Below are 12,879 nucleotides of genomic sequence, written 5' to 3' on the forward strand. Positions count from 1 at the left end.
TTTACCAGCCGAGCTTTGACAAACCGGGCGGGCGGTTTGTATTCTTTCCCTGTGACCTGAAGCGCATCTCGAAGTCGGGCTAGCTAGGGGAGACAATGATTCAGAGCTCAAGCGATCTAGTGGGTTCCCGGATATCGTCGCCAGGATCGCCGCAGGGTGTCTCTCCGATCTGGCGGGTCCTTGTCGTCGAGAACAACGCCACTGACATGGAAGCCCTCGCCAAGGGCCTGCGCAGACACGGACACGATGTCGACGCGGTCGAGACCGGCAGCGAGGCACTCCAGGTGTACGAGAGTGCGGACTTCGTCCTGCTGGACCTCGAACTCCCGGATCTGGACGGCTTAGAGGTCTCTGCCGCGGCATCCGTTCGGCCTGTGACGTCCCGATGATCGCCGTCACCGGCTGGGGATCGGAACTGGACCGGGTCCTCGGCCTCCAGGCCGGGGCCGACGACTATGTGGTCAAGCCCTACGGCTTTCGCGAGCTGATGGCCCGGATGGAAGCGGTCATGCGCCGGGTCCGGATGCAGCCGCACACCGCGCAGGTCGTCTCGCACGGCCCGCTGCTGGTCGACGCCAGCACCCGGCAGGTCAGCCTGGACGGCACCGGGGTCAATGTGACGCGCGCAAGGAGTTCGACCTGCTCTACCTCCTGGCCTCGCACCCGGACACGGTCATCCCCAGAAAACGGCTCATGCAGCAGGTCTGGGGGGATTCCTGGTCCCGGCGCACCGTCGACACCCATGTCAGCAGCCTTCGCGGGAAACTCGGCGGAAGCGACTGGATCATCACGGTGCGCGGCGTCGGATTCCGTCTGGGAAACGGCTGAACAGGCAGCGGTGACGCAGGTGGCAGCGATCGCGAGGGGTGGATTCCGAAAGGAGTCCATCCCTTTTCGTCATTTCCCGGGCAGCCCGCGAAAGCCGCCCAGCAACTCTCCCACCTGGGCCTCTGACCTGGTTCTGACGATAACGTGGCGGTCGCCCGACAAATCAGCGACCGGCTCACAGAACCTGACCGAAGCCTGTCCCGTCCGGTCTTGAACCGGGTCGGAGTTCCGAACAACCATGGAGTCACGATCCCGCGCCGAATTCCCTGGTAATTCCCTCGGAGGAAAATCCAGCCGCGGGCACACGGAACCAGGAGACCAGGAGAGGAGCCATTGTGCGCAAGGTGCTCATCGCCAACCGCGGAGAAATCGCAGTCCGCGTCGCCCGGGCCTGTCGGGACGCGGGTATTGCCAGCGTCGCCGTGTACGCCGAGCCGGACCGGGACGCGCTGCATGTCCGCGCGGCCGACGAGGCCTTCGCCCTCGGTGGCGACACCCCGGCCGGCAGCTACCTCGACATCACCAAGGTGCTCAAGGCCGCCGCCGACTCCGGCGCGGACGCGATCCACCCCGGCTACGGCTTTCTGTCCGAGAACGCCGAATTCGCCCAGGCCGTCCTGGACGCCGGCCTGACCTGGATCGACCCCCCGCCCCAGGCCATCCGCGACCTCGGCGACAAAGTCGCCGCCCGCCACATCGCCCAACGCGCCGGCGCCCCCCTGGTCGCCGGCACCCCCGACCCCGTCACCGGCCCCGACGAAGTCCTCGCCTTCGCCCAGCAGCACGGCCTCCCGGTCGCCATCAAAGCAGCCTTCGGCGGCGGCGGCCGCGGCCTGAAAGTCGCCCGCACCCTGGACGAGATCCCCGAACTCTACGACTCCGCCGTCCGCGAGGCCGTCGCCGCCTTCGGCCGCGGCGAATGCTTCGTCGAGCGCTACCTCGACCAGCCCCGCCACGTCGAGACCCAGTGCCTGGCCGACACCCACGGCAACGTCGTCGTCGTCAGCACCGCGACTGCTCCCTGCAACGCCGCCACCAGAAACTGGTCGAAGAGGCCCCCGCCCCGTTCCTGACCCAGGACCAGAACCACCAGCTCTACACCGCCTCCAAGGCCATCCTCAAGGAAGCCGGCTACGTCGGCGCAGGCACCTGCGAGTTCCTGGTCGCCAACGACGGCACCATCAGCTTCCTGGAGGTCAACACCCGCCTGCAGGTCGAACACCCGGTCACCGAAGAAGTCACCGGCATCGACCTGGTCCGCGAACAGTTCCGCATCGCCGACGGCGAAGAACTCGGCTACACCGACCCCCCCGCCCGCGGCCACTCCTTCGAGTTCCGCATCAACGGCGAGGACCCCGGACGCGGCTTCCTGCCCGCCCCGGCACCGTCACCCGCTTCGCACCCCCCACCGGCCCCGGCGTCCGCCTCGACAGCGGCGTGGAAACCGGATCCGTCATCGGCCCGGCCTGGGACTCCCTGCTGGCCAAGCTCATCGTCACCGGCGCCACCCGCACCCAGGCCCTGCAACGCGCCGCCCGCGCCCTGGCCGAATTCCAGGTCGAAGGCATGGCCACCGCCATCCCTTCCACCGCGCCGTCGTCGCCGACCCCGCCTTCACCAGCGAACCCTTCACCATCTACACCCGCTGGATCGAGACCGACTTCACCAACACCATCCCCGCCTTCACCCCCACCGGCACGGACACCGACGAACCCGACACCCGCGAGACCGTCGTGGTCGAGGTCGGCGGCAAACGCATCGAGGTGTCACTGCCGCAGGCGCCCCGTACCGCGGCGGTCGCACAGAGCCGGCCGCCGCGCAGTGCCGCCAAGAAGACCGCGGTCTCCGGCGACACCCTGGCCTCCCCGATGCAGGGCACCATCGTCAAGGTCGCCGTCGAGGAGGGCCAGGCCGTGGAGTCCGGCCAACTCGTGCTCGTCCTCGAGGCCATGAAGATGGAGCAGCCCCTCAACGCCCACAAGGCGGGTGCCGTGTTCGGCATCGTCGCCACGGTCGGGGCCACCGTCGCCTCCGGCGCCGCACTCTGCGAGATCAGGGGCTGACCGCCGGAGCACCGGCCCGCCCCGCACCCGAACCCACGCCTCAATTCCGGACACCACTCCGAACACCAGGGAGAGAACGCATGCACAGCACTCTGATCGTGGCCCGGATGGACCTCGCCTCCGGCACCGACGTCGCCGCCCTGTTCGGGGAGTTCGACTCCACCGAGATGCCGCATCTGATGGGCACCCGGCGGCGTCAGCTGTTCTCCTACCAGGGCCTCTACTTCCACCTGCAGGACTTCGACACGGACAACGGCGGCGAACTGATCGAGGCCGCCAAGAACGACCCGCGCTTCCAGCGGATCAGCAGCGACCTCAAGCCGTTCATCGATGCCTACGACCCCGAGACCTGGCGCTCGCCGGCCGACGCGATGGCCACCCGTTTCTACGACTGGGAGGCGTCCGCATGACCGGCCGTCGTGTGGTGATCACCGGCATCGAGGTGCTGGCCCCGGGCGGGGTGGGCGTCAAAGCCTTCTGGGACCTGCTCAGTTCGGGCCGCACCGCGACCCGGCGGATCAGCTTCTTCGACCCCTCGCCGTTCCGCTCCCGGGTGGCGGCGGAGGTCGACTTCGACCCCGAGGAGCACGGGCTGACGCCCCAGGAGGTCCGGCGGATGGACCGGGCGGCGCAGTTCGCCGTGGTCGCGGCCCGGGGCGCGGTGTCCGACAGCGGCATCGACCTGGAGGCGTTCGACCCCTACCGGATCGGCGTCACCATCGGCAGCGCCGTGGGCGCCACCATGGGGCTCGACCAGGAGTACCGGATCGTCAGCAACGGCGGCCGGCTGCACCTGGTCGACCACGCGTACGCGGTCCCCCACCTGTACAACTACCTGGTCCCCAGCTCCTTCGCGACCGAGGTCGCCTGGGCCGTGGGCGCCGAGGGGCCCAGTACCGTGGTGTCCACCGGCTGCACCTCCGGGATCGACTCGGTGGGCTACGCCGTGGAACTGATCCGTGAGGGCTCGGCCGACGTCGTGATCGCCGGTTCCTCGGACGCGCCGATCTCCCCGATCACCATGGCCTGCTTCGACGCCATCAAGGCCACGACCCCCCGCGACGACGACCCCGAACACGCCTCGCGTCCGTTCGACGCGACCCGCAACGGGTTCGTGCTCGGCGAGGGTGCGGCCGTGTTCGTGCTGGAGGAACTGGAGAGCGCCAAGCGGCGCGGCGCCCACATCTACGCGGAGATCGCCGGCTACGCCACCCGCAGCAACGCCTACCACATGACCGGACTGCGCAAGGACGGCCTGGAGATGGCCGAGGCGATCCGGGTCGCGCTGGACGAGGCGCGGATGAACGGCGAGGCCATCGACTACATCAACGCCCACGGCTCCGGCACCAAGCAGAACGACCGGCACGAGACCCAGGCGTTCAAGGTGAGCCTGGGCGACCACGCCTACCGGATCCCGGTGAGCTCCATCAAGTCCATGGTCGGCCACTCGCTCGGGGCCATCGGCGCCATCGAGATCGCCGCCTCCGCGCTGGCGATGGAGCACCAGGTGGTGCCGCCGACGGCGAACCTGCACACCCCGGACCCCGACTGCGACCTCGACTACGTGCCACTGGTGGCCCGGGACCACCGCACCGACGCGGTGCTCACCGTCGGCAGCGGATTCGGCGGATTCCAGAGCGCCATGGTGCTGGCCCGTCCCGAGAGGAGCGCGGCATGACCACCTCAGCGATATCCACCTCAGCAAGGACCACCTCGGTGGTGGTGACCGGCCTGGGCGTCGCCTCGCCCAACGGCCTCGGCAAGCAGGACTTCTGGAGGCCACCAAGAGCGGCCGGAGCGGCATCGGCCGGGTCACCCGGTTCGACCCGGCCCAGTACCCGGCCCGGCTGGCCGGGGAGATCACCGGGTTCGAGGCCAAGGACCATCTGCCGAACCGGCTGCTCCCGCAGACCGACCGGATGACCAGGCTCGCCCTGGTCGCCGCCGACTGGGCCCTCGCCGACGCCGACGTGCGCCCGGCCGAGCTGCCCGCGTTCGACATGGGCGTGGTCACCGCGAGCTCCTCCGGCGGCTTCGAGTTCGGCCAGGCCGAGCTAGAGAACCTGTGGAGCCGGGGCAGCCAGTATGTGAGCGCCTATCAGTCCTTTCGCCTGGTTCTACGCGGTGAACAGCGGTCAGATCTCGATCCGGAACAGCCTGCGCGGGCCCAGCGGCGTGGTCGTCAGCGACCAGGCCGGCGGACTCGACGCGGTGGCCCAGGCCCGGCGGCAGATCCGCAAGGGCACCAAGCTGATGGTCACCGGCGCCGTGGACGCCTCGATCTGCCCTGGGGCTGGGTGGCGCAGCTGTCCGCCGACCGACTCAGCACCAGCGAGCAGCCGTCACGGGCCTATCTGCCCTTCGACAGCGAGGCCCGCGGCCACGTCCCCGGAGAGGGCGGCGCCCTGCTGGTGATGGAGTCGGCCGAGGCGGCGCACGAGCGCGGCGCGCGGATCTACGGCGAGATCGCCGGCTACGGGGCGACCATCGATCCCCGGCCCGGCAGCGGACGCGGGTCCGGGCTGCGGAAGGCGATGGAGATCGCCCTGGCCGACGCCGGCATGCAACCGGGCGAGGTGGACGTGGTGTTTCGCCGACGCGGCGGCCGTGCCCGAGCTCGACCGGATCGAGGCGCAGGCGATCACCGAGGTCTTCGGCGCCCGCGGGGTGCCGGTCACCGCGCCCAAGACCATGACCGGACGCCTCTACTCGGGCGCGGCGCCGCTGGACCTGGCCGCCGCCTTCCTGGCCATGGACGAGGGACTGATCCCGCCGACCGTGAACATCGAGCCGGCCGCCGAGTACCAGCTGGACCTGGTCGTCTCCGAGTCGCGCCCGGCCGACCTGGGCAGCGCCCTGGTGCTGGCCCGGGGCCAGGGCGGATTCAACTCGGCCGTGGTCGTCCGCAAGGTCGCCCGGTAGCCGCCCACCAGCCGCACGACGCCCGCACGAACCCCGCACCACCCCCCGCACGGCCCGGCAGCGGCCGGGACACCGTTCGTACCCATGGAGAGGAAGGGTCCCTCGTGGCCACTCAGCAGTTCACCCTGGACGATCTCAAGCGCATCCTGCTCGAAGGCTCGGGCGCCGAGGAGGGCATCGACCTGGACGGCGACATCCTCGACACCGGCTTCGAGGAGCTCGGCTACGAAGTCGCTCGCCCTGCTGGAGACGGGAAGCCGGATCGAGCGCGAGTTCCACATCGCGCTGGACGACTCCGCGCTGAGCGAGACCGGCACCCCGCGGACCCTGATCGAGGTGGTCAACGCCGGCCTCGACGGGGCCACCAGCGCCGCGGCCTGACCCGGCACGGGCGCCGGGCGGCAACCACCGCCCGGCGCCCGGCCGCCCCGCCCTCCCAACCCACTTGGAGAAGAGAGTGAACATGCCCCAGCAACAGCAGAAGCAGCAGCAGCGGGTCGCCGTCGTCACCGGCGCCACCAGCGGGATCGGCCTGGCCGTCGCCCGGCTGCTGGCCGGACAGGGCCACCAGGTCTTCATCGGCGCCCGCAACGCCGAGAACGTGGCCACCACCGTCAAGGAGTTGCAGCAGGAGGGCCTGACCGTCGACGGCGGTGTCGTCGACGTGCGCTCGGTCGAGGCCGTCCACGACTTCGTCCAGGCCGCGGTGGACCGCTTCGGCCCGGTCGACGTCCTGGTCAACAACGCCGGCCGGAGCGGCGGCGGGGTCACCGCCGACATCACCGACGAGCTGTGGGAGGACGTGGTCGACACCAACCTCAACAGCGTCTTCCGGATGACCCGCGAGGTGCTCAACACCGGTGGTATGCGCGGCCGGAGCTGGGGGCGCATCGTCAACATCGCCTCCACGGCCGGCAAGCAGGGCGTGGTCCTGGGCGCCCCTACTCCGCCTCCAAGCACGGCGTGGTCGGGTTCACCAAGGCCCTCGGCAATGAGCTGGCCCCGACCGGGATCACCGTCAACGCGGTCTGCCCCGGCTATGTGGAGACCCCGATGGCGCAGCGGGTGCGGCAGGGCTACGCCTCGGCCTTCGCCACCACCGAGGAGGCGATCCTGGAGAAGTTCCAGGCGAAGATCCCGCTCGGCCGCTACTCCACCGCCGAGGAGGTCGCCGGCATGGTCGGCTACCTGACCTCGGACGTGGCCGCGTCCGTCACCTCGCAGGCCGTGAACGTCTGCGGCGGCCTCGGCAACTTCTGACCACCCGGAACCCGGACGTGCGCACCCCGACCTGAGGAGTACCGCCATGCCATCGTTTGACCTGCGCGAGGTCGAGCACGAGATCACCGTCAGCGCACCGGCGACAGCCCTCTACCGCCTGATCGCCGAGGTGGAGAACTGGCCGCGGATCTTTCCGCCGACCATCTATGTGGACTACGTCGAGAAGGGCGAGCACGAGGAGCGGATAAGGATCTGGGCCACCGCCAACGGCGAGGCCAAGAACTGGACCTCGCGCCGGACCCTCGACGCCGAGCAGCTGCGGATCAACTTCCGGCAGGAGGTGTCCACTCCCCCGGTCGCCTCGATGAGCGGAACCTGGCAGATCGAGGCGGTGTCCCCGATGGAGTCCCGGGTGCGCCTGCTGCACCAGTACCGGGCCGTGGACGACTCCGCGGAGGGCCTGGACTGGATCGAGCAGGCCGTCGACCGCAACTCCCGCGCCGAGCTCGGGGCCCTCAAGGCCAATGTCGAGCTCAATCCACGCCGCCGAGGAGATGACCTTCTCCTTCGAGGACACCGTGCAGATCGACGGCTCGGCCAAGGACGCCTACGCCTTCGTCAATGACGCGCAGCTCTGGTCCGAGCGGCTGCCGCACGTGGCCACCGTCCGGTTGGCGGAGGACACCCCGGGGCTGCAGACGCTGGAGATGGACACCCGCGCCAAGGACGGCTCCACCCACACCACCAAGTCGTACCGGGTGACCTTCCCGCACCACCGGATCGCCTACAAGCAGGTCACCCTGCCGGCCCTGATGACCCTGCACACCGGCTACTGGACCTTCGCCGAGAACGACCGCGGCGTGGCCGCCTCCTCGCAGCACACCATCGTGCTCAACCGGGAGAACATCGCCGCCGTGCTCGGTCCTGACGCCACCGTCGCCGACGCCAGGGAGTATGTGCACACCGCGCTCAGCACCAACAGCCGGGCCACCCTGGAGCACGCCAAGGCCTACGCCGAGAACCCGGGATGACCAGGACCAGCGCCTCGGCCGGGGCCAGCGCCGGGGCCGGGGCCGGGACGGACACCCAGGTCCTGGTGGTGGGCGCCGGTCCGGTCGGGCTGCTGCTCGCCGCGGAGCTGCGGCTCGGCGGGGCCGAGGTGATCGTGCTGGAGCAGCGGCTCACCGCCACCACCGAGTCCAGGGCCTCCACCCTGCACGCCCGCACCATGGAGATCCTGGACAGCCGCGGTCTGCTGGCGGCTCTCGGCACCCCGCCCAACGAGCCGCGCGGGCACTTCGGCGGGATCCCGCTCGACCTCACCGGGCCCAGCCGGTACCCGGGCCAGTGGAAGGTCCCGCAGACCAGGACCGAGGAACTGCTGCAGGAGCACGCCCTGGCCCTGGGCGCGGAGCTGCGCCGCGGCTGCGAGCTGCTGGAACTCGCCGACCTGGGCGACCAGGTCACCGCCACCGTCCGCACCCCCGAAGGGGTCAGCACGCTTCGGTCGCGGTACCTCGTCGGCTGCGACGGCGAGGACAGCACCGTGCGCAGGCTGACCGGGGTGCCCTTCCGCGGCCATTCGGCCGGCCGGGAGATGCTGCGCGCCGACGTGGCCGGCATCGACATCCCGAACCGCCGTTTCGAGCGGCTGGAGCCGGGGCTGGCCATCGCCGCGCGGAACGGCGAGGGGGTCACCCGGGTGATGGCGCACGAGTTCGGGCGTCCGCTCCTGCCCCGGACCGGCGCACCTGAGTTCGACGAGATGGTCGAGGTGTGGAAGCGGGTCACCGGGGAGGACATCAGCGGCGGCACCCGCTCTGGGTCAACTCCTTCGGCGACGCGAACCGGCAGCTCACCCAGTACCGGCACGGCCGGGTGCTGTTCGCCGGCGACGCCGCCCACCAGCAGATGCCCATCGGCGGCCAGGCCCTCAACCTGGGCCTGCAGGACGCGGTCAACCTCGGCTGGAAGCTGGCGCTGCAGGTCGGCAGCAGACCGCCGGAGGGCCTGCTGGACAGCTACCACGACGAGCGGCACGCGGTCGGCGGCCAGGTCCTGGCCAACATCCGGGCGCAGGCGCTGCTGCTGCTCGGCGGCACGGAGGTGGAACCGGTGCGCGCCTGCTCGCTGAGCTCATCGCCGCCGAACCGACCCGGGCCCGCCTCGCCGGAATGATCAGCGGCCTGGACCTCGGGTACCCGGTCGGCGAGGGCTCGGATCCGCTGCTGGGGGCCCGCCTGCCCGAGCTCGAGCTGACCACCCCGCAGGGGGTGTTCACCAGCACCGCACTGCTGCGCACCGGCCGCGGACTGCTGCTGGACCTCGCCCCGAGGGGAACAGGTCGCTGCGCTGGACCGCCGGGCTGTGGGCCGACCGCGTCGACGTGGTGACCGGACGCACCGACCCGGCCGGCCGGCCGCACCTCACCACCGCCGTCCTGGTGCGGCCGGACGGACACGTCGTCTGGACCGGAGCCGATCCGCTCGGCGCGCGGACCGCGCTGCGGCGCTGGTTCGGCCCGCCGAGGCCGGCCTCTAGCGCCGACCCGGGCCCATCGACCACACCCGGCCCGTCTGGGCCGGCCGACACCTGACGGAGGACGGTATGGAGGAGGGGAGAGCTGTGGACACGGATGTTGTCATCATCGGCGCAGGCCCGACCGGGATGATGCTCGCCGGTGAACTGCGCCTCGGCGGCGCACGCGTCACGGTGGTCGAGCGTCTCGCGGAGCCCACCGGCCAGTCCCGCGGCCTGGGCTTCACCGCCCGCGCCATGGAGGTCTTCGACCAGCGCGGGCTACTGCCCCGGTTCGGTCCGCTGCAGACCAGCCCGCTGGGCCACTTCGGCGGCGTGCAGTTCGACTACACCGTGCTGGAGGACGGGCACTTCGGCGCCCGCGGCATCCCGCAGTCGCAGACCGAGGCGGTGCTGGAGCAGTGGGCCCTCTCCCTGGGTGCCGAGCTGCGCCGGGGCTGGGAGCTGCTGGAGCTGACCGACGACGGCGAGGGGGTGGAGGTCACCGCGGCCACCCCCACCGGCGTCCAACGGCTGCGGGCCGGCTACCTGGTCGGCTGCGACGGCGGCCAGAGCACGGTGCGACGGGCGGGCGGCTTCGAGTTCCCCGGCACCCCGGCCACCCGGGGCATGTACCTGGCCGATGTGGTCGGCTGCGACCTGCGGCCCCGGTTCCTCGGCGAGCGCCTGCCCGGCGGCATGGTGATGGCCGCTCCGCTGGGCGAGGGCGTGGACCGCATCATCGTCTGCGAGCACGGCACCCCGGCCGACGACCGGCTGCAGACCACGACCTTCACCGAGGTGGCCGACGCCTGGCAGCGCATCACCGGGGAGTCGATCCACGGCGGCAGCGCGGACTGGGTCAGCTCCTTCACCGACGCCACCCGCCAGGCTTCCGAGTACCGGCGCGGCCGGGTGCTGCTGGCCGGGGACGCCGCGCACATCCACCTGCCGGCCGGGGGCCAGGGGCTGAGCACCGGCGTCCAGGACGCGGCCAACCTGGGCTGGAAGCTCGCGGCGGTGGTGCGGGGCCAGGCAGGCCAGGGACTGCTGGACAGTTACCACAGCGAGCGGCACGCGGTCGGGGCCCGGCTGCTGATGAACACCCGGGCACAGGGCCTGGTGTTCCTGGGCGGCCCCGAGGCCGACCCGCTGCGTGAGCTGTTCACCGAGCTGATGGTCGACGACGGGGTCAAACGGCACCTGGCCGGGGTCGTCAGCGGCCTCGACATCCGCTACGACCTCGGCCAGGGAAACCACCCTCTGTTGGGCCGACGCCTGCCGCCCCGGAAGCTGCGTGACGGTATGTCAGGTTGGTCCGGGACGACGACGCAACTGCTGCGGCCCGCCCAGGGCGTGCTGCTCGACCTCGCCGACGACGCCGGGGTCCGCGCGGTGGCGGAGGGCTGGAAGGACCGCGTGCTGGTCACCACCGCCGTGCCGACGGCCGAGGACGCCTTCGCCGGCGCCACCGCCGTCCTGGTCCGCCCGGACGGGTACGTCGCCTGGGTCGGCGACGCGTCCGTCGATCCCGCCGACGGGCTGGCGGCCGCGCTGCGCCGCTGGTTCGGCACCCCGGTGCCGCGATGACGACACTGACCAGGACCGTGTCGCCGGGGGTGCGGGAGATCTCCCTGCACGCCGCCGGGACCACCCTGTCCGCCCTGCTCGCCGTACCGGAGCAGACCCCGCCGCGGGCGACCGTGGTCGCCCTGCACGGTTCGGGGATGAGCGCGGGGTACTTCGACGGACAGGCGCACCCCGATCAGTCGCTGCTGACCCTCGGCGCCGCCCTGGGCTTCACCGTGCTCGCCGTGGACCGCCCCGGCTACGGCCGCTCCGCCGCCGGGCTGCCGTACGGGCAGAACCTCGGCGACCAGGCGTGCACCCTGCGCTCCGCCCTCAAGGACTTCGGCTCCCGCTACGAGACCGGGGCCGGGCTGTTTCTGCTGGCCCACTCCTTCGGCGGCAAACTGGCGCTGACCAGCGCCGCCGCCACCGACGACCCCTCGGAACTGCTGGGCCTGGACATCTCGGGCTGCGGCCACCGCTACGCGGTGGGCCCGGAGGAGATCCAGGACCCGCACGGGGACGGAAGCCTGCGGCGGAACTGGGGGGCGCTGCGGCTCTACCCGCCGAACACCTTCCAGTCCAGCGCCTCGGTGATCTCCCCGCTGCCCGCCCGCGAACGGCGCGAGGCCGAGCGCTGGCAGCAGTCCTTCGGCGATCTGGCCTCCTGCATCCGGGTCCCGGTGCGGTTCACCTTCGCCGAACACGAGCACTGGTGGCACCACGACGAGGACACCCTGGCTGACCTCCGCACCCAAATGCCCTCCGCACCAAGGTTGCTGGTGGAACGTCAGCAGGGTGCCGGGCACAACATCAGCCTGGGCTGGGCCGCCCGGCCCTACCATCTGCGGGCGCTGGGCTTCCTGGAGGACTGCCTGCTGCAGGCCGGCGCATGAAGGACGCCAGGCAGCGGCGTCCGAGCAGGACCACCGCCCCGCTGTCGCTGGGGGAGGAGGAGCTGGATCTCTGGTTCCTCGGCCCCCCGGGGTTCCTGGGTCCCCCGGATTCGGAGGCCGGGCAGCGCGCCCTGGTGGACGCCGAGCTCGGTGCGGACGAACTGCAGCGGGCCGCCGGGTTCCTGCGGGAGCGCGACCGGCTGCAGTACCTCACCGCGCACATCGCGCTCAGGCGGCTGCTCTCCGCCTACACCGGAATCGCTCCGGCGCAGCTGCGGCTGGGCCGCGACACCTGCCCGGGATGCGGGGGCCCGCACGGCCGTCCAGTCCTGCTGAACGGCCCGGGCGGCCCGCACTTCTCGCTCTCGCACAGCCGGGGCCTGGTGCTGATCGCGGTCGCGCCGCTGCCGGTGGGCATCGACGTCCAGGGACGGCCCTCCGCGGAGACCGCCGACCTGTGCATGCCCTCCCTGCATCCCGCGGAGCGCCGGGAGTTGGCGGAGACGACAGCCGAGGAGCGCAGTCTTGCCTTCGGCCGGATCTGGACCAGGAAGGAGGCCTATCTGAAGGGAATCGGCACCGGCCTCACCCACGGCGCGAACACCGACTATCTGGGCGAGCACGAGGCGTCCGAACGGCCGGGCGGGTGGACCGTGCGCAATCTGCCCGTCTGCCCCAGCCATGTGGCGGCGGCGGCCGTGCCGACCGACCGGGACCACGCGGCCCACATCCACGGCCTGCCCCTCGACCTGCTGTCCGTCGCCGACGCGACGGAGCAGCTGGCGGCGGCGAAGCCAGTGGTGCGCACGGTGCTCAGGGCGACGGGGAAGCAGCCGATCGACTGATCGGGATCACAATCGACA

Annotated in this window: 8 protein-coding genes and 7 pseudogenes; all 15 read left to right on the forward strand. The window is 71.4% G+C overall.

Features of this window, described 5'->3' with window-relative positions; genetic code table 11:
• Positions 1-206: 206 nt before the first annotated feature.
• A pseudogene (locus tag ACXKR8_RS07640) lies at positions 207-828 on the forward strand (response regulator transcription factor).
• 335 nt (positions 829-1,163) lie between these two features.
• Positions 1,164-2,891: pseudogene (locus tag ACXKR8_RS07645) on the forward strand (acetyl/propionyl/methylcrotonyl-CoA carboxylase subunit alpha).
• A gap of 80 nt (positions 2,892-2,971) precedes the next feature.
• A complete protein-coding gene (locus ACXKR8_RS07650) occupies positions 2,972-3,301 on the forward strand; it encodes a TcmI family type II polyketide cyclase (RefSeq protein WP_458272135.1) in 330 nt (109 codons plus the stop codon).
• Positions 3,298-4,569, forward strand: coding sequence for a beta-ketoacyl-[acyl-carrier-protein] synthase family protein (locus ACXKR8_RS07655; RefSeq protein ID WP_458272136.1), 1,272 nt, complete (start codon positions 3,298-3,300; stop codon positions 4,567-4,569). Before ACXKR8_RS07650 ends, ACXKR8_RS07655 begins: the two co-directional genes overlap by 4 nt.
• A pseudogene (locus tag ACXKR8_RS07660) lies at positions 4,566-5,813 on the forward strand (ketosynthase chain-length factor). Before ACXKR8_RS07655 ends, ACXKR8_RS07660 begins: the two are co-directional and overlap by 4 nt.
• Positions 5,814-5,917: 104 nt before the next feature.
• A pseudogene (locus ACXKR8_RS07665) lies at positions 5,918-6,194 on the forward strand (acyl carrier protein).
• Positions 6,195-6,276: 82 nt separating this feature from the next.
• A pseudogene (gene fabG / locus ACXKR8_RS07670) lies at positions 6,277-7,073 on the forward strand (3-oxoacyl-ACP reductase FabG).
• Between the two features lie 46 nt (positions 7,074-7,119).
• A pseudogene (locus ACXKR8_RS07675) lies at positions 7,120-8,065 on the forward strand (aromatase/cyclase).
• Positions 8,062-8,592, forward strand: a pseudogene (locus tag ACXKR8_RS07680) (FAD-dependent monooxygenase); the annotation flags it as partial. The pseudogenes ACXKR8_RS07675 and ACXKR8_RS07680, both read left to right, overlap by 4 nt.
• A gap of 218 nt (positions 8,593-8,810) precedes the next feature.
• Positions 8,811-9,212, forward strand: coding sequence for an FAD-dependent monooxygenase (locus ACXKR8_RS07685; protein WP_462100665.1), 402 nt, complete (start codon positions 8,811-8,813; stop codon positions 9,210-9,212).
• Entirely contained in the window at positions 9,209-9,427 is a 219-nt protein-coding gene (locus ACXKR8_RS07690) for an aromatic-ring hydroxylase C-terminal domain-containing protein (RefSeq protein WP_462100387.1), read from the forward strand. The genes ACXKR8_RS07685 and ACXKR8_RS07690 overlap by 4 nt, the downstream gene beginning before the upstream one ends.
• On the forward strand, positions 9,424-9,630 hold the full coding sequence (locus ACXKR8_RS07695) for an aromatic-ring hydroxylase C-terminal domain-containing protein (RefSeq protein WP_462100388.1): 207 nt from the start codon (positions 9,424-9,426) through the stop codon (positions 9,628-9,630). Before ACXKR8_RS07690 ends, ACXKR8_RS07695 begins: the two co-directional genes overlap by 4 nt.
• Positions 9,631-9,659: 29 nt before the next feature.
• A complete protein-coding gene (locus tag ACXKR8_RS07700; RefSeq protein WP_458272142.1) occupies positions 9,660-11,141 on the forward strand; it encodes an FAD-dependent monooxygenase in 1,482 nt (493 codons plus the stop codon).
• A complete protein-coding gene (locus ACXKR8_RS07705) occupies positions 11,138-12,016 on the forward strand; it encodes an alpha/beta hydrolase (RefSeq protein ID WP_458272143.1) in 879 nt (292 codons plus the stop codon). Before ACXKR8_RS07700 ends, ACXKR8_RS07705 begins: the two co-directional genes overlap by 4 nt.
• A complete protein-coding gene (locus tag ACXKR8_RS07710) occupies positions 12,013-12,861 on the forward strand; it encodes a 4'-phosphopantetheinyl transferase family protein (protein ID WP_458272144.1) in 849 nt (282 codons plus the stop codon). Before ACXKR8_RS07705 ends, ACXKR8_RS07710 begins: the two co-directional genes overlap by 4 nt.
• Positions 12,862-12,879 lie beyond the last annotated feature (18 nt).

It is taken from the genome of Streptacidiphilus sp. PAMC 29251 (assembly GCF_054208735.2).